At 60.6% G+C, this 23,105-nt stretch carries 18 protein-coding genes; 6 read left to right on the top strand and 12 right to left on the bottom strand.

Going from position 1 to position 23,105, the window contains the following annotated elements:
• Position 1: 1 nt before the first annotated feature.
• From RHM56_RS10095 to RHM56_RS10105, 3 genes are all read right to left on the bottom strand, one after another.
• Positions 2-1,081, bottom strand: a complete 1,080-nt coding sequence (locus RHM56_RS10095) for an MSMEG_0568 family radical SAM protein (protein ID WP_322241743.1) — start codon at positions 1,079-1,081, stop codon at positions 2-4.
• 4 nt (positions 1,082-1,085) lie between these two features.
• On the bottom strand, positions 1,086-2,030 hold the full coding sequence (locus tag RHM56_RS10100; RefSeq protein ID WP_322241024.1) for a Nit6803 family nitrilase: 945 nt from the start codon (positions 2,028-2,030) through the stop codon (positions 1,086-1,088).
• Between the two features lie 77 nt (positions 2,031-2,107).
• Positions 2,108-2,590 carry an MSMEG_0572/Sll0783 family nitrogen starvation response protein gene (locus RHM56_RS10105; RefSeq protein ID WP_322241025.1) on the bottom strand — a complete coding sequence of 161 codons (483 nt, stop codon included), beginning with the start codon at positions 2,588-2,590 and terminating at the stop codon, positions 2,108-2,110.
• Positions 2,591-2,828: 238 nt separating this feature from the next.
• Between RHM56_RS10105 and RHM56_RS10110 the strand changes: the two genes are divergently transcribed.
• Positions 2,829-4,730, top strand: a complete 1,902-nt coding sequence (locus tag RHM56_RS10110; protein WP_322241026.1) for a sigma 54-interacting transcriptional regulator — start codon at positions 2,829-2,831, stop codon at positions 4,728-4,730.
• 250 nt (positions 4,731-4,980) lie between these two features.
• Here RHM56_RS10110 and RHM56_RS10115 read toward each other — a convergent pair whose 3' ends face one another.
• The 4 genes from RHM56_RS10115 to RHM56_RS10130 form a co-directional block, all read right to left on the bottom strand.
• Entirely contained in the window at positions 4,981-6,165 is a 1,185-nt protein-coding gene (locus tag RHM56_RS10115) for an acyl-CoA dehydrogenase family protein (protein ID WP_322241027.1), read from the bottom strand.
• A complete protein-coding gene (locus tag RHM56_RS10120) occupies positions 6,158-7,522 on the bottom strand; it encodes an MFS transporter (protein ID WP_322241028.1) in 1,365 nt (454 codons plus the stop codon). Before RHM56_RS10120 ends, RHM56_RS10115 begins: the two co-directional genes overlap by 8 nt.
• 6 nt (positions 7,523-7,528) lie before the next feature.
• Positions 7,529-10,033, bottom strand: coding sequence for a TonB-dependent receptor (locus tag RHM56_RS10125; protein WP_322241029.1), 2,505 nt, complete (start codon positions 10,031-10,033; stop codon positions 7,529-7,531).
• A gap of 96 nt (positions 10,034-10,129) precedes the next feature.
• Positions 10,130-10,831 (bottom strand): enoyl-CoA hydratase/isomerase family protein, encoded by a 702-nt coding sequence (locus tag RHM56_RS10130; RefSeq protein WP_322241030.1) that lies wholly within the window; start codon positions 10,829-10,831, stop codon positions 10,130-10,132.
• Positions 10,832-10,977: 146 nt separating this feature from the next.
• On the opposite strand from RHM56_RS10130, the gene RHM56_RS10135 reads away from it, so the two are divergent.
• Together RHM56_RS10135 and RHM56_RS10140 are read left to right on the top strand one after the other, a co-directional pair.
• Positions 10,978-12,003, top strand: a complete 1,026-nt coding sequence (locus tag RHM56_RS10135) for an alcohol dehydrogenase catalytic domain-containing protein (protein WP_322241031.1) — start codon at positions 10,978-10,980, stop codon at positions 12,001-12,003.
• Positions 12,004-12,005: 2 nt separating this feature from the next.
• Positions 12,006-13,484, top strand: coding sequence for a class I adenylate-forming enzyme family protein (locus RHM56_RS10140; protein WP_322241032.1), 1,479 nt, complete (start codon positions 12,006-12,008; stop codon positions 13,482-13,484).
• A gap of 12 nt (positions 13,485-13,496) precedes the next feature.
• On the opposite strand, the gene RHM56_RS10145 is transcribed toward RHM56_RS10140, so the two are convergent.
• Complete coding sequence (locus RHM56_RS10145; RefSeq protein ID WP_322241033.1) at positions 13,497-14,285, bottom strand: IclR family transcriptional regulator; 789 nt, start codon at positions 14,283-14,285, stop codon at positions 13,497-13,499.
• 325 nt (positions 14,286-14,610) lie between these two features.
• Between RHM56_RS10145 and RHM56_RS10150 the strand changes: the two genes are divergently transcribed.
• Positions 14,611-15,021, top strand: a complete 411-nt coding sequence (locus tag RHM56_RS10150; protein ID WP_322241034.1) for an SRPBCC family protein — start codon at positions 14,611-14,613, stop codon at positions 15,019-15,021.
• A gap of 374 nt (positions 15,022-15,395) precedes the next feature.
• Here RHM56_RS10150 and RHM56_RS10155 read toward each other — a convergent pair whose 3' ends face one another.
• Both RHM56_RS10155 and gudD read right to left on the bottom strand, forming a co-directional pair.
• Complete coding sequence (locus RHM56_RS10155; protein ID WP_322241035.1) at positions 15,396-16,979, bottom strand: aldehyde dehydrogenase (NADP(+)); 1,584 nt, start codon at positions 16,977-16,979, stop codon at positions 15,396-15,398.
• Between the two features lie 46 nt (positions 16,980-17,025).
• Positions 17,026-18,375, bottom strand: coding sequence for a glucarate dehydratase (gene gudD, locus RHM56_RS10160; RefSeq protein ID WP_322241036.1), 1,350 nt, complete (start codon positions 18,373-18,375; stop codon positions 17,026-17,028).
• A gap of 455 nt (positions 18,376-18,830) precedes the next feature.
• On the opposite strand from gudD, the gene RHM56_RS10165 reads away from it, so the two are divergent.
• Together RHM56_RS10165 and RHM56_RS10170 are read left to right on the top strand one after the other, a co-directional pair.
• Complete coding sequence (locus RHM56_RS10165) at positions 18,831-19,184, top strand: hypothetical protein (protein ID WP_322241037.1); 354 nt, start codon at positions 18,831-18,833, stop codon at positions 19,182-19,184.
• 30 nt (positions 19,185-19,214) lie between these two features.
• Entirely contained in the window at positions 19,215-21,578 is a 2,364-nt protein-coding gene (locus RHM56_RS10170) for a DNA polymerase II (RefSeq protein WP_322241038.1), read from the top strand.
• Here the strand turns inward: RHM56_RS10170 and RHM56_RS10175 are convergent.
• Both RHM56_RS10175 and RHM56_RS10180 read right to left on the bottom strand, forming a co-directional pair.
• A complete protein-coding gene (locus RHM56_RS10175; RefSeq protein ID WP_019408293.1) occupies positions 21,575-21,853 on the bottom strand; it encodes a hypothetical protein in 279 nt (92 codons plus the stop codon). The genes RHM56_RS10170 and RHM56_RS10175 overlap by 4 nt on opposite strands.
• Before the next feature lie 285 nt (positions 21,854-22,138).
• On the bottom strand, positions 22,139-23,035 hold the full coding sequence (locus RHM56_RS10180; RefSeq protein WP_322241039.1) for a bifunctional methylenetetrahydrofolate dehydrogenase/methenyltetrahydrofolate cyclohydrolase FolD: 897 nt from the start codon (positions 23,033-23,035) through the stop codon (positions 22,139-22,141).
• Positions 23,036-23,105 lie beyond the last annotated feature (70 nt).

Here is a 23,105-nt window from a genome sequence, read left to right on the forward strand (position 1 = left end):
GTCACTCGTGGTTTTTCAGGGCCGAGCAGGCGCCGCATTTGGCGCAGCCGGCGTTGATCTTGTCTGAATGCAGCCCGTGGCGGCGCAAGCTGGCGCCGATGCGCGGGTACAGGCGTTGCATAAAGGCGCTGTCGGGTTTGGCGTGATGGGCCAGGGGCGTGCCGTCGATGGGCACAAAGGGCACCACGAACGGGTACACGCCCAGCGCGGCCACCTGCTCGCTGATCTGGGCAATAGCCTCTTCGCTGTCGCCCAGCCCGGCGAGGATGTAGGTGCTGACCTGGCCGTGACCGAACACTTTGACCGCAGCCTCAAAGGCGCTGAAGTAGCGCTGCAACGGGACTTGCGCCTTGCCCGGCATGATGCGCTGGCGCACGGCGTCGGTGACGGCCTCAAGGTGCATGCCCAGCGACACCACGCCGCTGTCTTTGAGGCGGGCAAACCAGATGTCATCGTCCGGGGGTTCGCACTGGGCCTGAATCGGCAGGTCGACAGCGCCAGTCACGGCGGCGGCTGACTCGCACAGAATCGCTGCCCCACGGTCTGGGGTTTGCGGGGTGCCGGTGGTCATCACCATGTGTTTGACGCCGTCCAGTTCCACAGCCGCCTTGGCCACTTCAGCCAACTGCGCCGGACGTTTGCGAGCGATGGTTTTGCCTGCCGCCAATGACTGATCTATTGCGCAAAACTGGCACGCGGTGGCGGCTTCGTTCATGCGGATGCAGTGCTGCAAAACCGTGGTCGCCAGCACGTCTTTGCTGTGCAGCGTGGCGATCTTCCAGTAGGGCGTGCCGTCAGCGGTGTTCAAGGCATAAAAATTCGGCACGCCGGGCAGTTGCACGTGGCCCACTTGCAGGCCTTCACGAAAGATCAACGCCTGCTCGCCCGTGGCGTCAGGCACCGCGCTGTAAGGCGAGTCGAGGGATGCGCGATTGAGCATCGGCACCATTGCTGTGTGCAGGCCCAGGCTGAGCGCCTTGTGGTCCGAAGGCCCAGCGCCGCCCTTGCGGCTCAGGCCATCGGCGCCTTGCCAGCGAACGCCGTGGCATTGCAATTCGGCCAGCAGTTGGCTGGTCATCACTGGGCTATTCATGCTCGGCCACCTCGCGGCGTTCATGCACGTGGAGGGCAGGGCGGCGGTCGATCAATAAACTGAGCAGTTCGGGGCGGCTGTAATGGCCGACTGAATCCATCATACGTTTGCGTTTGTCGATCAAGGCAAAGTCCAGGTCGGCGATGATCACGCCTTCGCCTTCAGTCATGTGCGCCAGGAGCTTGCCTTCTGGCGAGACGATGGCGCTGAAGCAGCCGCCAGAGATCGGCTCGATGGCGCAACCGGTGTCGGCCATGATTTGCGCTTGTTGGTGTGCGTCAAGCCAGGCGGTGGCATTGACAACGAAGCAGCCGCTTTCCAAGGCGTGGTGGCGAATGGTGACTTCCATTTGTTCGGCGAAAATCGGCCCCACCAGAGAACCTGGGAACATCGCCGCGTGGATCTGTTCACCGTCGGCCATCAACGCGTAGCGGGCCAGCGGGTTGTAGTGCTCCCAACAGGCCAGTGCGCCGATGCGGCCCACGGCACTGTCGGTGGCGCGCAGACCCGAGCCGTCGCCCTGACCCCAGACCATGCGCTCGTGGTAAGTGGGGGTGATTTTGCGGCGGTGCTGGATCAGCGTGCCGTCAGCGTCAAACAGCAATTGGACGTTATAAATCGTGCCGCCATCGCGTTCGTTAACGCCGATGCAGGCCACGATATTGGCTTCGCGGCAGGCTTCACCGATTTGACGGGTGACGTCACTGGGCACGATGACCGACTCTTCGAGCAGTTTGAGGTGCTGTTTGCCCATGGCGAACGGCGGCTGCACGAAGGAAAAATAGGGGTAGTAAGGCACCACGGTTTCCGGGAAGACTGCAAACTGCACGCCTTCGCGGCCCAGCGCCAGCAACTGGCGGCAGAGTTTGTCGACGGTAGCCTGGCGCGAGTAGAGCACGGGGCTGAATTGCACGGCGGCGGCGCGTATTACAGGCATATCAGAGCCTCAACAATAGATGCGGGACAAACCGGTCAGGTGCGAGGGCTGGCAGTGCAGCCCCCGTGCGGTGTGGGTCAGGCGGTCCAGGTGTCGATGATCATGGCGCCCTCGCGGCGCATCAGCAGGCGCAGGTCCATCACGTCCAGCGGGTTGATAGGCCGAATGCCTTCGATCAGCGCCTTTTCGGTTTGGCCATACAACGCCTGCAGGGCGAAGCGGCAGGCGTAGACTTCGCCGCCTTCTGACATAAAGGCCTTGATCTGGTTATTCACGGCCAAATGCCCAGGGAACGCTTCGGCCCCCAAGGTCGGGAAGCCGCGTTGCACGCCCAGTTGTACACCGGGGCCGTACAGCAGAATTTTGGTTTCAAAGCCTTTGCGCAGCAGGCGTTTGGCCTGGAGAAGATTGACCAGACCGATCGAGCCTTCGAAAGCGATGGTGTGGAAGGTCAACAGGGCTTTTTCGCCCGGTTCGGCCTTGACGTCTTCGAAGACCTTCTCTTCGTAGTTGACCAAAAAGTCGCCGTCTTGATAGTGGGCAATGTCCACGTTAGGCATATCGTCATCTCCAGTGATCGTGCGGTGATTGAGGGCCGGGTTCGGCGTCTCGGTTGCAAGAGGACTAGAGCGAAGCGCGTGCCAGAAATTAATCTTTAAATGGATTAAACGCTAAGTGATTGATTTAAAAGAATCGGTAATTCTGATCCGGTTTTTTTGGTGATAACTGAGCCTGTTTGATTATTACGAACTCCCGTAGAACTACGATTATTCGTAGGGGCTTGAGCGAGATCTCGTAATGACTGATGGCGATTCTTTAGTCGGCTGGGCGGACCTGGCTTATTCGTCCCGGCACATGGTGTTCGAGCATTGCGCGGACGCCATTGCCTTGCTCGACCCTTACGGCGACCGTTTTGGCGACCTCAACATCGCTGTGTGCCAACTGCTGGGCTACACCCGCCAGGAGCTGTTGCAACTGCCGGTCAGCAAGCTGTTCGGTCATCAACTGGCGGATCTGGTGGTGTTCAGTCAGGCGGTGCTGGAGAAGGGCAAGGGTTGGACTAATGAGCTGAGTTGCAACTGCAAAAGCGGCGAGCGCATTGAACTGGACATCACCGGCACCACGCTCAGCATCAAGGGGCAGTTACAGATCATTCTGGTGCTGCGCGAGCAGAGCCGTCAGCGCTACCAGCGCGATCAGGCGCAGACCGAGCGCGCCATGCGCGGCGGCTTGATCGAATGGCGCAATATCCTCAATCTGTTTCAAGAAACCGAACGCGATAATCAACTGCTGCTCAGTGCCGTGGGCGATGGCATCTACAGCATTGATCACCAAGGCCTGGCCACCTTCGTCAATCCGGCGGGGGCACGCATGCTGGGGTGGGAAGCCAAGGAAATGATCGGCAAAAACATCCACCGCATTCACCATCACAGCCACCCTGATGGCTCTCATTACGAGGTTGAAGACTGCCCGATTTATCGAGCGGTTCGCGATGGTGTGGTGCATGAAGGTCACCAGGAATTGTTCTGGCGCCGCGACGGCAGTTCGTTTCCGGTGGAGTTCACCAGCACGCCAGTGATCGCGGACAGCCGGGTGGTCGGCGCCGTGGTGGTGTTTCGCGACATCACTGAGCGGCGTACCACCGAGCTGCAACTGCAAAATGCGCTCGACGAGCTCAAGCAGCTCAAGGTTCGGCTTGAGGAGCAGAACGCTTATCTGCAAGAAGAGATTCACATCGAACACAACTACCGCGAGATCGTCGGCCAAAGCGAACCGATCCGCAAAATCATCAAACAGATCGATGTGGTTGCGCCGACCGATGCCAGCGTGCTCATCCACGGGGAGTCGGGCACCGGTAAAGAGTTGATTGCCCGCGCCATCCATCAGGCGAGCAAGCGCAATGCGCACCCGCTGATTCGGGTTAACTGCGCGGCGATCCCGGCGGAGCTGTTTGAGAGCGAGTTTTTCGGGCATATACGTGGCGCGTTCACCGGCGCCGTGCGTGATCGGGTGGGTCGATTCGAATTGGCGGACGGCGGCACCCTGTTTCTGGACGAGATTGGCGAAATCCCTCTGGATTTGCAGAGCAAGCTGTTGCGCGTGCTTCAGGAAGGGCAATTCGAGCGGGTCGGCGAAGAGCGTACGCGCAAGGTGGATGTGCGGATCGTGGCGGCGACCAATCGCAACTTGCGCGAAGAAGTGCAGGCCAAACGCTTTCGTGAAGACCTGTATTTTCGCCTGAACGTGTTCCCGTTGCAGTCCCCGGCCCTGCGTGAACGGCCGATCGACATTGCGCCGCTGGCCATGCATTTCATCAAGGAAATCGGCAAACGCCTCAACCTGCCGGGGCGGCGGCTGCGCGCGGTGGACATGGAACGCCTGCAACGCTACGCGTGGCCGGGCAACATCCGCGAATTGCAAAACGTCATCGAGCGCGCCTTGATCACCTCCCAGGACGGTCGCCTGACGATCGACCTGCCCGATGACCTGACGCCCAGTCACCCATCACGCGGTGCAACGGCAGCGGCCCCGGTCATTCTCACTGATGAGCAAATGCGCAACCTGGAACGTGACAACACCTTGGCCGCGCTACAGGCCTGCCAGGGCAAATTGTTTGGCAAGGAGGGTGCGGCGCAGTTGCTGGGGATCAAACCCACCACACTGGCCTCGCGGCTTAAACGACTGGAGATCAACCTGTAGAGACGCTCTTTTATGAAATCCAGATCGCTCACCCCAGCAAAGCCTATGGCGCACGAACTCGTAGCAGTTGCCGAGCCTGCGAGGCTACGTCCGGTTGCGAAGCGATCGTAAACCCTAAGTGCAGGGTTCAACTGACACACCGCAGTGCTTGATTTTACGACTGCTGCGCAGCCGGACGTAGCCTCGCAGGCTCGGCAACTGCTACGAAATCGGCTTGCTGCACACCATTGAATCTCCCAAGCCAGTATTTTTAATAAGTAAACGCAATCGGCGGATGACGCCCATTCAGCAAGAACTCGCCAATCGCCTTGTATTTGTACGCCAGTGAATCATGGGTGGTGTGGGTGCGCGCATTGCGCCAGTGCCGGTCGAAGTTGTGCAGGCTTTGGGTGGTTGCTGCGCCGCCGACTTCATACAGGCGCTCGCACACATGCAACGCCGCACGGGTGGAGGCGATTTTGGCTTCGGCCACTTCTATCGACGCTTTCACCAATACCGCTTCCAGCTCATCGCCTTGCAGCAGACCCTGCAATTGGCTGCGCGCCGCAAAATCGACTGCGGCCGCGGCTTTTTCTACCAGCGCTTCGGCGCCATGGATGCGGGCTGCGAGGTCGCCGATGGTGTGCAAAATGTACGGATCATCGCTGGCCCGCTGCACGCCGCTTTCACGCACCGGGCGTGAGCCGTTGCGGGCCCACTGCACGGCATCGTCCAGCGCCGCCAGGCCAATTCCGATATCGATTGAGCAGTGAATTAGCTGTGCACTGGCGCCAATGTAATTGCGCCGTTGATACCACGGGCTCAAGGGGATGACTTGCTCGGGCGCCACCTGCACGTTTTCCAGCAAGGTGCTGCCGCTGGCCGTGGTGCGTTGGCCCATGCCGTCCCAGTCATCGAGCAAGGTGATGCCCGGCGTCGTGGCCGGGAGCATGACGTACAGCGCCGCCCCGGCTTCGTCCACGGCCTGGATTTTCAGCACGTCGGCAAACAGGCAGCCAGTGCTGTAAAACTTGCTGCCGTTGAGGATCAATTGTTCGCCGCGACGTTCCAGCCGAGTATGGATCTCGCCGCGGAAGGTACCGCTGCGCTCGGCAATGGCGCCGGATGACAGCTGACGGTCGACAAAGGCGCCCAGGTAGCGTGTCTGTTGTTCAGGGTTGGCGATCAGGCGCAGGTGCTCGACGGTGGCGAAGTGCGGAAAAATAGCCTGGGCCACGCACGGGTCGGCCTTGGCCAAGGTGATAAAAATCCGCGCGACATCCACTTGGCTGATGTCTCCACCGCCCAGTTCGGCGGGCACCCGTGCTGCGCCCAGGCCCGATTGGCGGATCAGCTCGATGTGTTCATGGGGCAAGGTGCGCTCGGCATCGCGTTGCGCAGCGCCGGGTTGGATCTGCGCAGCCAGTTCGGTGGCCAGGGCGACGTAGTCAGTCATGTGTTTTTTCCAAGGTTGAAGAGGCGTCGCGCAACGCGGTGCGCGGCACGCCGAAGAACAGGATCAAGGCCCCGCTGGCGACCATGGCCGCCACGATGTACAGGGCCAGGCGAATGTCGCCGGTCGAGGTTTTGATCTGGCCGATCATGATCGGGGTCAGCAGGCTGCTGATCTGCCCGCAGCAATTGACCATGGCCAGGCCCGCCGCCTTTGCCCGATCCGACAGGTAGTACGTGGGGATGGTCCAGAACACCGCCGTGGCGCTCAGGTAGCCGGTGGTCATCAAGATCATGGCCGCGACGGTCGCCGTGGAGTTGGACAGGCATTGCGGCAAAATCAGCATGGCCAGCGCGGCCAGAAGACCGGGCACGGTGAAGTGCCAGCGGCGCTCTTGCTGTTGGTCGGAGTGGCGACACACCAGCAACATCACCCCCACCGCGACGATGTAGGGCAGGGCAGACAGCAACCCCAGCTGACTCAGGCTGCTGATGCCCGAATCGCGGATGATCGACGGCGCCCAAATGTTGGTGACGTTGCCGGTACTCATGATCGTCAGGCAGTAGGCCAGGACGATAAACCAGACCTTGCGGTCTTTGAGAGCCCCCAGAAAATGCTGATGGCCGCCGGGTTGGCGGCGCCCGCGCTCTGCCGCCAGGGCCTGCTCGATGCGCTGTTTTTCATCGTGGCTGAGCCAGCGTGCATCGGCCGGACGATCGTCGAGCCAGTACCAGGCAAACAGGCCGGCCAGAATCGGCGGCAGACCGGTGAGCACGAACAGCCACTGCCAGCCGTGGAACCCGGCCACGGCATCGAAATGGCTCATGATCGAGGTCGACAGCGGCCCGCCGATGATCCCGCACACCGCAATCGCCATGATGAACCGCGAAGTGATCCGTGCCCGGTGACTGGCTGGAAACCAGTAGGTCAGGTACAGGATCACCCCAGGGAAAAACCCGGCTTCCGCTGCACCCAGCAACACGCGCAGTACATAGAACTGCGCGGGTGTCTGGGCGAAGGCGGTGGCCACGGTGACCAGCCCCCAGAGGATCATGATGCGGGTCATGGTCTTCTTCGCACCGATCTTTTCCAGCAACAAATTGCTGGGGATCTCGAACAGCAAATAGCCGATGGAAAACACCCCGACAATGATGCCGAACGTGGCATCACTGATGTTCAGGTCGGTTTTGAAGCGCAAGTGGGCGAAGCCGATGTTGACCCGGTCCAGCCAATTGAGCACAAAACACAGAAACAAAAAGGGCATGATCCGCCAGGCGAGCTTGCGGTACAGCGCATGATCGAAGCCCTCGGCCACATGCGATACGGGTTGAGTGACGGGCGAGGCAATGGGCTGGCTCATGGTCAATTACCAGCTCACGTCGACTTTGGCGAAGTAGTACGCGCCGTCCAGCCCATAGGGTGAATACCAGCTATAGGTCGGGTTATCGGTCGGCGAGAAGTAATACTTCTTGGCTTCGTCGTTGAGCTGTTGCGGACGGCGGTTGAAGATGTTTTCGCCGCCCACGGTGAGTTTCACCGCATCGCTCACCCAGTAACCCACGCTCAGGTTGGTAATAAAGGCAGCATCGATTTTTTCATCGCGGCTAGGTGAGACCTGGTTGAGGCCGGTCACGCTGGTGTAGTGGGTTTCTTTGAGGTTGACGTCGAAGTTGCCCAGCTGCCATGCGGTGTTCAGCGAGGTGACGTTTTTCGGGTACGCGGTGGTCAGGTTGCCGATCTTGTCGCGGCCCACGGCCGTTACGCCGGTGCCCGCCAGGGCTGCGGGCTCCTTGACCTTGCGCACGGTCTGCAAGCTCTGGTTGCTGAGCAGGGTCCACTTGACCTTGCCGTATTGGCCGAAGTCATAGCGGTAGTCAGCCACCAGATCGATGCCCCGGGTGCGGGTGTCCGCCAGGTTGCCGAAGTACGAGACGATCTGGTTCGGGTCCAGACCTTTGCTCGCCAGCAGATTGGACACGGCGGTGCCTTGCAGGTTGCTGGTTTGCAGGATGCGGTTGTTGATGTCGATCTGGTACAGGTCGACGGTGATGTCCAAGTCCGAGGTCGGGGTGGCGACAAAACCGACGCTGTAGTTCATCGATTTTTCAGGCTTCAGCGCTTTGGCGCCCAAGGCCTGACCGGCCGCATCGTCAACGGTGACGTAGCGAGTCACGTTCTGTTCCAACTGGCCGGTGAGGGTGTTGGTGCGCCAGGCGGTCAGCGATGAGGAGTAATACTCCTGCTGCAAGGAGGGCGCACGGAAGCCGTTGCTGACTGTGCCGCGCATCGCAAATTGCGGAGTGAAGGCATAGCGGGTCGAGAACTTGCCGCTGGTGGTGTCGCCGAAGTCGCTGTAGTGCTCAAAACGACCGGCCACGCTGGCGTCCCACTTCTCGGTCAGGCTCTGACTGAAGTCGACGTAGCCTGCGGTGTTGGTGCGCGAGTAGTTGTGCGCATCAGACGGGGTAAAACCGGTCAGGCCCGGTGCGCCGGGGTTGGGGCGCTGGCCTGCCAACGGGCTGCCGACCGGGAACACGTAGCCGCCGTCACCATAAGACGCCTGTTCACCCGCCTCGATTTCGAAGCCTTCACGGCGAAACTCAAGGCCGGTCGACACGTTCAGCGGTTTGTCGAACAGGCCGGTGTCGAACGCGCGGGTCAGGTCCAGGTTGTTGGTCCACTGGCTGGCAATCAGGTTGCCGCCGTCCATGTTGCGCGGGCTGTCCGGGCCGTAAGACGGGTTGATCGACTTCTCGTTGCGGATATTCGCGTTGTCCTGGCCATAGCTGGTGCTCAGGTCCCACTTCCAACCCAGGAGGTTGTCGTTGCGCAGGCCGACCACGGTCTGGAAGTCATCTTCTTCGACCACGAAGCGTGGCGAGAAACCGTCGGGGTACACCGAGGCAATGTTCTGCGGCGAGTTGGCGGTGCGGTAGGTGCCCCAGCTTTCGGAGTTGCGATGGCTGGCGGTCGAGAAGGAATACAACGTGTAGTCCGGGTTGAGCGCCATCTCCATGTTGTAGCCAAGGTTGTAGGTCTGCGAACGCGGCTGACCCATGATCTGGCGGTAGCGGCTTTCGCCGTTTTCCCGTGGGTCAGGTTGGCCGTTGACCGGGAAGTAGATGCGGGTCCGGTCTGGCACCGCGCCAGCCACGTTGGAGTTGTCTTGAATACCGAGGTCGGCACTCAGGCTGAAAAAGCCATCGTTGGGCAGTTCAAAACCCTGGTTGACCGAGGCCTGGCCGCGAGCACCGAAATTGCCCTTGCCGCCGACCCGGTCCTTGAACTGGCCGTACAGGGCGCTACCGCTGCCGCCTGAGCTGTTGCTTTTGAGGATGATGTTGATCACCCCGGCGATGGCGTCCGAGCCGTATTGCGCCGCTGCGCCGTCACGCAGCACTTCGATATGGTCGACCGCCGCAATCGGGATCAGGTCCAGGTCGGTGGGTGACTGGCCGCTGGCCGTGGCGGCAGTCTGGACGAAAATCAGCGAGGTGGTGTGGCGGCGCTTGCCGTTCACCAGCACCAGTACATGGTTGCCGCCCAACCCGCGCAGGGTCGCGGATTTCACCGACAAGCCGGTGCCGCCGGTAAAGCCAGCCGCGTTGGTATAGGACGGCACGGCGGCGGCCAGTGCATCGCGCAGGTTCTGTTTGCCGGAGCGCATCAGGTCATCGGCGCTGATCACGTCAATCGGTGCCAGGCTTTTGGCCACGGTGCGACCGCCGTCACGGGCGCCGGTCACGACCACCGTTTGCAGCGAGGGCGTGGTGGGCTCATCGGCAAGCGCGTGGTGGCTGGCGCACAGGCCGAGAATCCCGACAGTGAGCAGGCTCAGCTTGGGGCGAAAACTGTTTTGTGGGCGAAACATGGTGAGGCTCCAACAATGATTGGCGCCCGCTTCCATTCCTGGTGGTGGGTGTTCCTGACAGGTCGTGGTGGCGAGTAAGTGTTGAGAACAGAACTGTCAGTGAGGTCGCATTACATCGGTTCGAGCTTCGTCGATCTGGGCCAGGTGCTGTTGCAGGCGGTTATTGCGGTCGGCCAGCAACAAGCGCTTGGTCCACTGCATGGCCCGCGTGTCATGGGCGGCCAGGCGACGGGCCAGGTCGAGCGCGGCGGCAATCGCATCGTCGACCACTTCGTTGACCAGCCCCAGTTGCAGTGCCTGCGCGGCATCGAACGGGCGGGCGCTGAGCATGATGTCCAGCGCGGCCGCTTCACCGATCAGGCTGGGCAGGGTGATGGTGCTGAAGCCCGAGAGCATGCCGTGGCCCACTTCTGGAAAGCTGAAGCGGGTGTCGTGCCGGGCAATCCGAAAATCGCAATGGATCGCCAGGCTGATGCCCAGACCCAAGGTGTGTCCCTGTAACGCGGCGACCACCGGTTTGCTCAAAGGCGTACCGACACCGGGCAGGGCGTTGGCCAGCACCTGGGTGCTGACGGTCTCGCCGGTGGCGGCAATTTCCTTGAGGTCGGAACCGGCGCAAAACGCCCGTTCACCTGCGCCGCGCAGCACGATGGCGCGCACTGCCGGGTCATCTTGTGCGCGCTGCCACACCTGTCCCAGCGCGAGCTTGGCCTCGCCGTTCAGGGCGTTCAAACGTTCCGGGCGGTTGAGGGTGACCAGTAAAACGCCGTCTTCAACAATTTCGTACTCGACAGTCATGGCTTCGATTCAGGGTCGTTTAAAGGAAAACGCATTGCCACTTGAGCTCTGCGTCAAAGTGAGCAAAACTTAAATCATGTGCACAATACAAACAATGTGTTTGTTATATGAACATATTCTTATGTACTTCCATATGGTTATAAAAGATGAAAGCAATCGTTCTAAAGGATTTCGGCGGCCCCGAGCAGTTGCAGCTTGAGACAGTGCCGACCCCGCAACCCGACGCTCATGAAGTGCTGGTGCGCATTGAGGCGGCGGGGGTTTGCCATCACGACCTGATGCACCGCGCGGGCAAGTTGCCGGGGGCGCACACCGGTGTGGTGCTGGGCCATGAAGTGGCGGGTGAAGTCATCGAGGTAGGCGCGCAGGTGCACCACCTGAAGGTCGGCAGCCGGGTGGTGATTTATCAGCGCCGTTTCTGCGGCCAGTGCCGTGACTGCCTGCGTGGGCGCCAGGATCTGTGCCGCGCATTGGGCTTGCCTTCGGTCGACACCGAAGGCGCGTATGCCGAGTTTCTGCGCGTGCCAGCGGCATCTGCCGTGTTATTGCCGGACGGTTTGGCCTATACCGATGCCGCATTGGCCTGCTGCCCAATCGCCACAAGCGTGCGGGCTTTGGTGTCTCAGGCGCAGCTAAAACCGGGCGAAACGGTACTGATCAATGGCGCCAGCGGCGGCCTGGGTGCCCACCAGTTGCAACTGGCACGTTCGCTCGGGGCGCGGGTGATTGCGGTGACCGGCAGCGCCGACAAAGTGGAATTTCTGCGTTCGTTGGGCGCCCATGACGTGGTGGTGGCGGGCAGCGAAGGTTACAGCGCGGCGGTCTGGCAACTGACCGGGCGCCAAGGCGTCGATGTGGCCATGGAAAATCTGGGGCACACCTTGCACGACACCCTGCGCAGCATGGCCATGGGGGGGCGCGTGGTGGTGCTGGGCAATGTGCAGCCCGGCACAGTGCCGGTGTCGCCGGGGTTATTGATTGGTCGCCGCTTGAGCCTGCTGGGGTCTGGCAGCGCCACCCTGGAAGACTTGCGCAGTGCGCTGGCGATGATCGCAGCCGGGCAAGTACGGCCTCTGATCGACCGCGTCCTGCCTTTTACCGAAGTGGCTCAGGCCCATGCCTTGCTCGAAAACCGGCAGGTCAATGGCCGTATTGTCCTCAGTGGGTGGTGAACATGGACATCAGCACACTGTTTACCCAGGCGGCCTGCAAGTGGCCGCAGGCGCTGGCGATCAAAGACCTGCGCAGCCAGCGTGAGTTGACCTTTGCCGAACTCAATCATGCCCTTGATGACTTCGGCGCCGGGCTGGAAGAGCTGGGTGTGGGGAAGGGCGAGCGGGTCGCTCTGTTAGCCGATACCAGCCTGGATTATTTGCTGGCCGATTACGGCTGCATGGCCCATGGACGGGTCCGCGTGCCATTGGATCCGTCGCTGGCACCGAGTGAGTTGTTGGCGCAGATCAAGGATGCCGGGGCACGTGTGCTGCTGTTTGGTACCGGTCATTCCCGTGTCGCGGCAACGCTGATCGAGCAGGGCGTGGTCTGTTTAGCCCTGGACGAAGTCCGCGTGCAGCGCCCGGCCGATGCACCGGCGCGCGATGCACAAGCGCGCACGGGGCTGGCGTCGCTGAACTACACCGGCGGCACCACCGGAGCGCCCAAGGCGGTGATGCACACCCACGCCAGCCTGTGTGCGGTGCTGCAAAACATTGTCATGGCCCGTGCGGCGTTGCCCGGCGATGTGTTGCTCAACGTGCGCCCGCTGTGGCCGATTGCGGCGGTTGCGCTGCTGGCGCACCTGCTCAGCGGGGGGCAACTGACCCTGGTCGAGCGTTTTGAGGCCTCGACCTTTGTGTCGCAGTTGCAGCAACACCGGGCCGCATTCAGCTCGCTGGTGCCAACGCAGTTGTTGCGCGTACTGCGCGAGCCGAGTCTGGCCGAGCCGGACCTGAGCACCTTGAAGAGCATCGACATTGGTGCCGCCGCCATTGCACCGTCGGTGCTGGACGATGCCTGCCAGTTGTTCGGCCCGCGTTTGAGTGTGCTGTACGGCATGACCGAAGCGCCCTGGACCTGCTATTTGTCGGCCGCACACATGGGGCAATTACGACGCAACGGTGAAAGTGCCGAAGGGCTGGTCGGGCGCCCGGTGTTTGCCGCCGGGTTGCGCATTGACCGCCCTGATGATCAGGGCATGGGCGAAATCATGTTGGCCGGGCCGCAACTGATGGCGGGTTATTGGCAACAGCCGGAGTTGAGCGCCAACGTGCTGCAGGATGGTTGGTTGCGCAGCGGCGACCTGGGGCGAATCCGCGCCGATGGCCACTTGCAGGTCATGGGCCGCAGCAAGGAAATCATCCGCAGTGGGGGTAAAAGCATCCAGCCGGGCGAAGTCATCGAGTGCCTGTTGGCGCATCCGCAGGTGGCGGATGCCCATGTCTTTGGTCTGGCGGATCTGGAGTGGGGCGAGCGGGTGTGCGCGGCGGTGGTGCTCAAGCCCGGCACTGAAGCCTGTGGCGAGCAACTGCAAAGCCATTGTCAGCAACTGCTGTCGCGCTTCAAAGTGCCGCGTCAGGTGTATTTCGTGGCCACGTTGCCGCGTTCGCACTACGGCAAGATCCAGCTCAACCGGCTGCTCGAGCAGTTGGGTTGAGCGAGTGACGGCTTAGTTGGGGGCCATTTGCGCGGCAATGCTCTGGCATGTGCGGCGTAAATGGCTGGCCAGTGCGGAGCCCGGATGGGTTTGGTCTTCCATGTCCAGCCCGGCGATCACCAGCGCGCCGACCGCGCAACCGTTGGCGGGGCGAATCGGATACGCAACCGAGTGCAAGCCGGGTTTGAACTCTTCGTGGCCGAAGGCAAAGTCTTGTTCGTCACGGATTTTTTGCAGTGTGGGATCGACCAGTTGCCAGCGTTCTTCACCCAGCAGGTTTCGGGCTTGTTCTGCACTGTAAGTCGCCAGAATGGCGCGCCCGCTGGGGCTGCCGTCGATAGGAAACTGATCTGCCAGATCGACAATCACATTCAGCGGCGTGGAGGGTGTCCACATCCGTTCGATCAACACCACCTCGTCACCCACCGGAATTGACAGCGACACAATCGCTTGCCGTTCACCGATCACGCGTTGCAACTCAATGGTAAAGGGCAGGGCGATCTTGCGCAGGTTGAGGCGGTTGAGATAAGCCGACGAATAAATCAGCGACTCAGCGCCGATCCGATACGTACCGCCCTGCGACTCGATCAGATTCCAGTGGTTCAGGGTTTTCAGCAGGCGATGGATGGTGGTGCGATCAATGCCGGTCAGTTTGGCCAAGTCCAGGGCGGAAGCACCGTGCTTGAGCCGGGCCAGCGTTCTGAGCAGCACAATCGAACGGTCGATGACCTGAACGCGTCCGCCGTTACCGGTTTTTTCCTGTCCGGCCTCTGCGGCAAGTGGGTGTGAAGAAGTGTCCATTGAAATCCTGTGCGTATTCGGGCCTGCGAGCCGGTAAGGGTAGCGGTGAACATGGGGCGAGAGAAAGTATTGATTGCCGGGCGTGTGTAAAAATTCCAAGGGCAGATTTAACAAAAGTATCGCGTCGTCCCGGCGTAGTCGCGATACGGCGCTGCCAGGCTTTCGCGAGCCTTCTACGGCAACGCTTTAGCAGCAAAGCTATGGTCTAGAGCGGTTGGTGTGGGAATACGCTAAGGTAGTGCACCCGTTGCAGGTGGCTACGCCTCGGGCATTGTTCGGGTTTCAGTGAACCGGCAACGACAGATCATTCACAGAGGAATAAAGCATGGCATCGGCATCCGCGGTTATTGATATTCCGGCTTCGGCCGATCAGGTGTGGCAATTGGTGGGTGGCTTCAATTCGCTGCCGGATTGGCTCCCGATGATTGTCAAAAGCGAGGCGGGCGAGGGTGGTCGTCTGCGTCGCTTACAGACCGAGGACGGCACGGTCATTGTCGAGCGGCTTGAGGGGTTCGATAACGCCGGTAAAACCTACTGCTATTCGATCACCGAAGGCCCGTTTCCGGTGACTGATTACCTGGCCACCTTGCTGGTTGAAGCGCACGGTGATGCTTCGCGTGTGACCTGGTCCGGGCGTTTTACCCCGGCCGGGATCAGCGAGGCAGAGGCGCAAGCACTGTTTCAAGGCGTTTATCAAGGCGGACTGGACGCACTGCGGGCTAACTTTTCGCGTTGAGCTGTGTAGCCGCTGCCGCAGGCTGTGATGGGTTGCGTAGCGACCCCGGGATTGAAAGTCCTTCGGGCCTTATCGCAGCCTGCGTCAGCGGCTACAGAATTTCAGCGTCATGTACAAAAGGACGCTTTACATGACCTGGATCAGTACGGGTCCATAAAAAAACATGCAAAATTTCTTGTTACCTGTTGTAACACTGGGATATTATCGCCCTGCGTTCACCTACCACGGTTTATGCATTTTTAAGCCCCAAGTTTCCATCAGCTACTTGGGCTTTTTTTTGCCTGAAATTTGAGATTGGATCCTATTTTGGCGAGTCCTTGTGAGAGCTGCCAAAGACTGCTCTCACAAAGCATTAGCCTCGTCCCTATGGGCGATCAATCAATCGCCTGCGAACTCCACTCGCCATTTACCAAACGCTGCAAGCCCAGCGGGTTACTGTTCTGCAACGCCTCGGGTAACAGGGCGTCGGGGTAGTTCTGGTAACACACGGGGCGCAGGAACCGATCAATGGCCAGCGAACCCACCGACGTGCCGCGTGCGTCCGAGGTCGCCGGGTACGGGCCGCCGTGCACCATGGCGTCACACACCTCAACGCCAGTCGGGTAGCCGTTGACCAGAATCCGCCCAACCTTTTGTTCAAGAATCGGCACCAGCCATTGATAGTGCGCAAGGTCGGCTGGTTCGCCGATCAGGGTTGCGGTCAGTTGCCCGCGCAAGGCCAGCAATGCGGCTTTTAGCTGAGCGTCATCTTCGACTTCGATGAGGATGGTTGCCGGGCCGAAGACTTCTTCTTGCAGCAGCGGGTCTTTGTTCAGCAGCAAGCTGACATCGGCCTTGAACAGTTGCGGCTGTGCTTGCGTGCCCGACTGGCTGTTACCGGTGAGGTGGGTAATACCGGCGTGCTTGATCAGGTGCTCTATGCCCTTGGCGTAATTGCGCAGCCCGCCAGCGTTGAGCAGGGTCTGCGGCGCCTGTTCGCTCATGTGCTGGGTTAACTGCTCGACAAATACCGAGAACTCAGGCGAACGTACCCCGATAACCAGCCCGGGATTGGTGCAGAACTGACCGCCACCCAAGGTGACAGAGGCCGCCAGATCCTTGGCCACGGCCGCGCCGCGCGCTGCCAGGGCTTGAGGCAAGACGATGACCGGGTTGATGCTCGACATCTCGGCAAAGACCGGGATGGGCTGTTCGCGTTCGGCGGCCATTTTGCTCAGCGCGTTACCGCCGTGCAGCGACCCGGTAAAGCCCACGGCCTGGATGGCCGGATGCTTGACCAGCGGCTCGCCGACGCCAGCGCCGAAGATCATGTTGAACACGCCCTTGGGCATGCCGGTCTTTTCAGCGGCGCGGATAATCGCGCAGCCCACTTGATCAGCCGTTGCCATGTGCCCGCTGTGGGCCTTGAACACCACCGGGCAACCGGCGGCAAACGCGGCAGCGGTGTCGCCACCGGCTGTCGAGAACGCCAACGGAAAGTTACTGGCGCCGAACACGGCAATCGGCCCTACGCCAATGCGGTATTGACGCAGATCGACGCGTGGCAGTGGTTTGCGGTCTGGCAGCGCCAGATCAATGCGGGCCCCTAAAAAGTCCCCACGACGCAGTACTTTGGCGAACAGACGCATCTGGCCGCTGGTGCGACCACGTTCACCTTGAATACGCCCGGCAGGCAGTGCGGTTTCGCGGCATACCAGGGCCACAAAGTCGTCGCCCAGTTGGTCGATTTCATCCGCGATGGCATCCAGAAATTCTGCGCGGCGCTCAGGGCTCAGTTGGCGAAAGGCAGCAAAGGCTTCATCGGCGGCATTGGCCGCGCGGTCGACTTCTTCGGATGTGGCCTGATGAAAGTGAAACGGCAGCGCTTCACCCGTGCTGGCGTCCAGGCTTTGAAGGGTGGTGGTGCCCGCAGCGCTGCGGGTGCCCGCGATAAAGTTGTGGCCTGTTACGGTCGACATTGATTCAGTCCTTGTAGATAAGCGTGAGTGCTGCGCAAGGGTTAGCTCAGCGCACCAGACAGGGTTTTTTGTTGTCGAATTTCCAGCCGGGAATCATGAACTGCATGGCGACGCTATCGTCCCGTGCGCCCAGCCCCATGCCTTTATAAAGTTCGTGGGCGTTGGCCACGGCGTCCATATCAATCTCTACACCCAAGCCGGGTTTGGCCGGTACCTTGACGTGACCGTCGACAATTTGCAGCGGCTCGCGGGTCAGGCGCTGGCCGTCCTGCCAGATCCAGTGCGTATCAATGGCGGTGATTTCGCCCGGCGCGGCGGCGGCCACCTGGGTGAACATGGCCAGCGAAATATCAAAGTGGTTGTTGGAGTGCGAACCCCAGGTCAGGCCCCACTCGTGGCACATCTGGGCGACCCGGACCGAGCCTTGCATGGTCCAGAAGTGCGGGTCGGCCAGCGGGATGTCGACCGATTGCAATTGAATCGCATGGCCCATTTCGCGCCAGTCGGTGGCGATCATGTTGGTGGCGGTCGGCAGGCCGGTGGCGCGCCGGAATTCGGCCATCACTTCGCGGCCCGAGTAGCCGTTTTCAGCGCCGCACGGGTCTTCGGCATAGGCCAATACGTGATGCTGGTCGCGGCATAAGGCGATGGCCTCTTTCAGCGACCACGCGCCATTCGGGTCCAGGGTGATGCGGGCATTCGGGAAGCGTTCAGCCAGGGCTGTTACTGCTTCAATTTCTTCGGCACCACGCAGTACGCCGCCCTTGAGCTTGAAGTCGTTAAAGCCATATTTGGCTTGCGCCGCTTCAGCTAGACGCACCACGGCGTCTGGGGTCATGGCCTTTTCATGACGCAAGCGGAACCAGTCATGGGCATCCGCCTCGCTGCGGTACGCCAGGTCGGTTTGCTGGCGGTCGCCGATGTAAAACAGATAACCCAGCATCTTCACCGCGTCGCGCTGCTGGCCTTCGCCGAGCAAGGCGGCGATTGGAACTTCAAGGAACTGACCGAGCAGGTCGAGCAAGGCGGCTTCCATCGCCGTTACTGCGTGGATGGTGATGCGCAGGTCAAAGGTTTGCAGGCCCCGGCCTGCTGCGTCGCGGGCGGCGAAGGTGGTGCGCATCTGGTTGAGAATGCTCTGGTAGTTGCCGATGGGCTGGCCCACCACCAAGCTGCGGGCGTCTTCCAAGGTTTCGCGGATACGCTCGCCGCCCGGCACTTCGCCGACGCCGGTATTGCCGCTGCTGTCTTTGAGAATCACGATGTTGCGGGTAAAGAAAGGGCCGTGGGCGCCGCTGAGATTGAGCAGCATGCTGTCATGGCCTGCGACCGGAATCACTTGCAGGCTGGTGACGACCGGGGCTTTTGATGCGTGGTGTGAGTGCTCGGCATTCATGGCAGGGTCCTTAGAAGCGTCAGGGGTTAGCCCTTCATTATTGTTATGGGGGTATTGATTACCCAAGGGGGATGCTCTGAGTTGACGGACATCATACGAGTTGAGATTTCGACTCGCAATCACCTAAAACAAACCAAAAGGTTATAAAAAATAGGTTTTATAAATGCTTCTGTTGTTTTTTGTGCATTTAAAGCGCCTTTTTCGGTTTGCGCCTTGAAGAAGTGGCTTGTTCAATCTGAACCTGATGTCAGCGAATACGCGATTTAAAAGGGTTTCTAATGCTGGTTGTCGTACGTGTTGGGGCTGGTGGCCTAGTGCACATCCTCTGCCTGTGCAGTGGTTTACCGTTGAGTGACGAACGGCTGTGATTAATCCTTTTGAGAGGGCGCCGGGATGAAAATGAATCTGCTCTACCCGCGTGCTATCGTGCTCAACTTTTTTGAAGGGAGCATCCCATGCGAATGTTGATCGGCGCCATGAGCCTGGCCTTGCTGGCCGGCTGTGTATCACCTGCGATGAATGATGCGCGCAGCAAGAGCCCGACGCGGGTTCTGACGTCGGCTAAAGAGGCCCCGCTGGTGGCTGAGTGCATCAAGTTTTCATGGCAGGACGAAAGCGTGTTCGGCGTTGACGCCAGTGCGTATATCAACACCGATAAACCCGGCCAGTTGACCGTTTATACCCGCGGCGCCGAGTCGTTTGCCGATCTGGTGCCACAAGGCACGGGCACGGCCCTGAGCTATTACGCCAAGCAGCCGGCTGACAGCGCGGCGATGCGCCGTCTGGCGATGTTGGCGACGTGCCTGTAACCCGGCGGTTTGCGTGCTGAGGCGGCTTAAGTGAGTTTGAAACCAGGCTTTGTGCTGACCCGGCACTGGCGTGACACACCGTCGGGTGTCGAAGTTGAACTGTGGCTGGCCACCGACGAGGGGCCGCAGCACGTGCGTCTGCCGCTCCAGACTTCAGTGGCGTTTATCCCGGTGGCACAGCGTGATCAAGCTCAAGTGGTATTGAAGGATGAGCGCAACGTCGAGTTTCGTGATTTGGCGCTGTGCGATTTCCAGTCGCGTCCGGTGCTCGGTCTTTACTGTAGGCAACATGCCCAACTGATCGACATCGCCCAGCGCCTGCGCCGTGCCGGAGTTGATGTGTTTGAGGCCGACATCCGGCCTCCCGAGCGCTTTTTGATGGAGCGCTTCATCACCGCGCCGGTGAGCTTTAGCGGCCAGCCCCAGGCCGATGGCTTGCTGCTCAACACCCAGATGAAACCGCACCCTGACTATCGGCCGCGTTTGAAACTGGTGTCGCTGGACATTGAAACCAGTGCTCAGGGCGACCTGTACTCCATCGCCCTTGAAGGTTGTGGTAAGCGTCAGGTGTACATGCTTGGCAAGGCGACCGAAGCCGACACACCGGTGGATTTCGACCTTGAGTTCTGCGCCACCCGTGGCGAGTTGTTGCAACGCCTCAACCAATGGCTGGCCGTGCACGACCCCGATGCGATCATCGGCTGGAACGTGGTGCAGTTCGACATGCGGGTCTTGCATGAACATGCCCGGCGCTTGGGTATCCCGCTGTTGCTGGGGCGCGGGGGCAGCGAAATGCAGTGGCGCGAGCACGGCACCCGCAAAAACCATTACTTTGCCAGCGCCGCAGGGCGTTTGATCATCGACGGCATCGAATCGCTGCGTTCAGCAACGTGGTCGTTTACCTCGTTCAGCCTGGAAAACGTCGCCCAGACCTTGCTCGGCGAAGGCAAGGACATCAGCACCCCGTACCAGCGCATGGACGAGATCAACCGCATGTTCGTCGAGGACAAGCCCGCACTGGCGCGCTACAACCTCAAGGACTGCGAGTTGGTGACGCGCATCTTCGAAAAGACTGAGCTGCTGACCTTTTTGCTGGAGCGCGCCTCGGTCACGGGGCTGGAAGCGGATCGCAGCGGCGGCTCGGTGGCGGCGTTTTACCACTTGTACATGCCGCTGATGCACCGTCAGGGGTTTGTCGCGCCCAACCTCGGAGACAAACCGCCACAAGCCAGCCCCGGCGGTTTTGTCATGGAGTCGCAGCCAGGCTTGTACGAATCGGTGCTGGTGCTCGACTACAAAAGCCTCTATCCGTCGATCATTCGCACCTTTCTCATCGACCCGCTGGGGCTGGTCGAAGGCCTGCGCCAGCCTGACGCTGAACATTCGGTACCAGGTTTTCGCGGGGCGCGGTTTTCACGCACTCGGCATTGTCTGCCGGCCATCATCGAACGGGTTGCCAACGGGCGAGAAGTGGCCAAACGTGAGACGAACGCCCCGTTGTCCCAAGCCCTGAAAATCATCATGAACGCGTTTTATGGGGTGTTGGGCTCCAGCGGCTGCCGTTTCTTCGACACCCGGCTGGCCTCGTCAATCACCCTGCGTGGACACGAAATCATGCTCAAGACCCGGGCGCTGATCGAAGCGCAGGGTTTTACCGTGATCTATGGCGACACCGACTCCACGTTTGTCTGGTTGCGCAGCGAACACAGTGAGGCCGACGCCTCGCGTATCGGGCGCGAACTGGTGCAACACGTCAATCAATGGTGGCAAGCCCACGTGCGCGATGAGTACGGGCTCACCAGCGCGCTGGAATTGCAGTTTGAAACCCACTACAACCGGTTCTTGATGCCGACCATTCGTGGCGCCGAAGAAGGCAGCAAAAAGCGCTACGCAGGTTTGGTGGTGCATACGGACGGGCATCGGGAGATGGTCTACAAGGGGCTGGAAACCGTGCGCAGCGACTGGTCGCCGCTGGCTCAACAGTTTCAGCAGGCGCTGTACCTGCGCATCTTCAATCGCGAGCCGTATCAAGACTATGTGCGCGACTTTGTGCGCAGCACCCTGGCGGGCGAGCATGACGAACTGCTGATCTACCGCAAGCGCTTGCGTCGCCAATTGAGCGACTACGAACGCAACGTACCGCCCCATGTACGGGCCGCGCGGCTGGCCGATGAATACAACGACCAGCAGGGGCGGCCACGCCAGTACCAGAATGGCGGCAGCATCAGCTACGTCATCACCGTGGCGGGCCCGCAGCCGCTGGAAAACCGCACGGCTGACGTGGATTACGACCACTACCTGACGCGTCAACTACAACCGGTGGCCGACGCGATTCTGGTGTTCGTCGACGACGACTTCAGTGCGCTGGTGGGCGGCCAGATGGGCTTGTTTTAAGCGTCGCTGGCGGGCGTCGCGGCCTTGGAGCGGGCGCGGTCTTTCGCGGCTTTGGCTTCAGCGGCCAGACATTCCAGACAAAATTGCTCGGCGTAACTCATGAGAATTTCAGTGGTATCGCCTTTGATCGTGCGCGAACCGGCGAGGATATAACGCATGCGCTTTTCGGTGACACCGATGCGCTGGGCAATCCAGGCCGGGGTTTGGCCGATGCGATCGACCAGCTTGTTCGCGTATTCGGTGGAATGGTTATAGCGTTCAGCGTTGGGAAACATAGGGGTTCCTGGGGCGGGAAGTAAAAGCCGGACGGCAGGGTACTCCTTTTCGCCGGGAACGCCTGTTTTTAAACGATTGGGGTGATAAGAGGCAACCACGATCTTGTGCCGCGCCACACACCCGTAGCAGTTGCCGAGTAACGCGAGGCCACGTCCGGCGACGCAGTCGTCGTAAAACCGCCTAGCGCGGCCATTCAGACAGACCCAGTTCTCAGGTTTTGCGATCGCTGCGCAATCGGACGTGGCCTCGCGTTACTCGGCAACTGCTACGGGGCGCAGGGTGTTTCAGCCTACTGTCGGGTAGCTGATCGGGCGTTGCGCGCGTTGCCGTTCGCTGGCGATCAGGGTGTTTTTGAGCAGGTAAGCAATGGTCATCGGCCCCACACCGCCCGGCACCGGGGTGATGGCGCTGGCCACGCTGCTGGCACTCTCATAATCAACATCCCCCACCAACCGATGACCCGACGCGGTGGCAATCCGATTAATCCCCACGTCGATCACGACCGCGCCCGGTTTGAGCCAACAGGCATCGATCATTTGCGGCTTGCCCACCGCCGCGACGACGATGTCCGCCATCCGGCACAAGGCCGGGGCATCGACGCTGCGTGAGTGCACCACGCTGACCGTGCAGTTGGCCTGCAGCAACAAGCTGGCCATGGGTTTGCCAACGATGTTCGAACGACCAATGACCACGGCGTGCAACCCGCTCAGGTCGCCGCAGGTTTCATACAGCAAGCGCATGCAGCCGCTGGGGGTGCAGGGTGTGAGTACGTCGCCGCCTTGTACCAGGCCGCCGACATTTTCACGGTGAAAGCCGTCGACGTCCTTGATCGGTGCAATGGCCTGAATCACTGCCTGTTCGTTGATGTGCGCAGGCAGCGGCAGTTGCACCAGGATGCCGTTGACGCTGGGGTCGGCGTTGAGGCGGGCGAGCAGTTGCAGTACCTGTTGCTGGCTAATGTCTTGGGGGAGTCGGTGTTCCAGAGAGCGAATACCCACGTCTTTGGCTCGCAGCAGCTTGTTGCGCACATACACTTCGCTGGCCGGGTCCTGGCCGATCAACACCACCGCCAGCGCCGGGTAGATGTGCTGCACAGCTAGGGCGTGCACGTCTTCTCGTACTTCGTCGAGTACCTGGGCCGACAGGGCTTTGCCGTCTATAACGCGGGCTTGAATGCTCATTGATTTACCATTGTCTGAGGTCTGGTAGAGGGCCTGATCATCGAGGCAACGCCCCGATGATTCAGCAGCA

Source organism: Pseudomonas sp. CCC3.1 (genome assembly GCF_034347405.1).
Lineage (GTDB): Bacteria > Pseudomonadota > Gammaproteobacteria > Pseudomonadales > Pseudomonadaceae > Aquipseudomonas.